We start from the raw sequence: 962 nt of genomic DNA, 5'->3' as shown, positions 1-962 counted from the left end.
GCAGAAGAAGTAAAGAAAGACCTTACGGCTTTTCTAAAGAATAAACTAAATCTTGAACTATCATCAGAGAAAACACTCATTACACATGGGAAAATGAAAGCGAGATTCCTTGGATACGATGTAACTATAAGTAACCTTCAGGCTGTATACAAAGGCTCAAACAGTAGAATAGCCAAAAGGTATGCATCAAACAAGTGCGAAATTTACATGCCTAAGGAAAAATGGATTGGAAAACTTAAGGAGCTCAAAGTTCTTAAAATCGAAAAAGATAGTAGTTGGAAGTCTATTCATAGGGCCGAATTAATAAACTCCGACAATTTAGAAATTCTAAGTATATACAATAGTGAAATTAGAGGTTTATATAATTATTATAAACTAGCAAAAAATGTACACAGCCTACAGAAGTTTCGCTACATTATGAAATTCAGCATGGTAAAAACTTTTGCAAACAAATACAAACTATCAGTCAGCAAAATAATGAAAAAGTTTAATCATGAAGGCAATTTTAGAATTTCTTACACGACTAAAACTGGTCAAAAGCATAGATATTTCTATAATGAACCTTTGAAAAGGGTTTATGAAAATCCAACTACTAATAAAGAAATAGATATCGTTCCAAATACTATGATATATGCAGGACGCAATAGTCTAATCAGACGCCTTCAGGCTAGTAAATGTGAGTGGTGTCAAACTGAAAACACCGCTATCGAAATGCATCATGTTAAAAAACTCAAAGAGCTAAAAGGAAAACAACTTTGGGAAAGAATCATGATAGCTCGCAACCGCAAGACACTAGCATTGTGTAAAAAGTGTCATGTTGACCTGCACGCTGGAAGGTTAGATTGAAATTCAGAGGATAAGTGGAGAGCCGTATACATGGAAACATGTACGTACGGTTCGGAGGGGAGCGTTTGAAAACCTATCACAGTAATGTGAAAAGGCGTTGGGCGCTTACCCTACGA

The 962-nt window shown here is 35.2% G+C and carries 1 protein-coding gene; it reads left to right on the top strand.

Annotated features, from left to right (window positions below; all coding sequences use genetic code 11):
- Positions 1-846: group II intron reverse transcriptase/maturase (locus tag ACS2CR_RS34235; RefSeq protein ID WP_306559899.1), on the top strand; the 846-nt coding region annotated here is incomplete at its 5' end.
- Positions 847-962: the final 116 nt, after the last annotated feature.

It is taken from the genome of Bacillus cereus group sp. BceL291 (genome assembly GCF_051776705.1).
GTDB classification, from domain to species: domain Bacteria; phylum Bacillota; class Bacilli; order Bacillales; family Bacillaceae_G; genus Bacillus_A; species Bacillus_A cereus.
The sequence above is the reverse complement of the archived record's forward strand: the minus strand, read 5'-3'. Positions and strand labels throughout refer to the sequence as shown.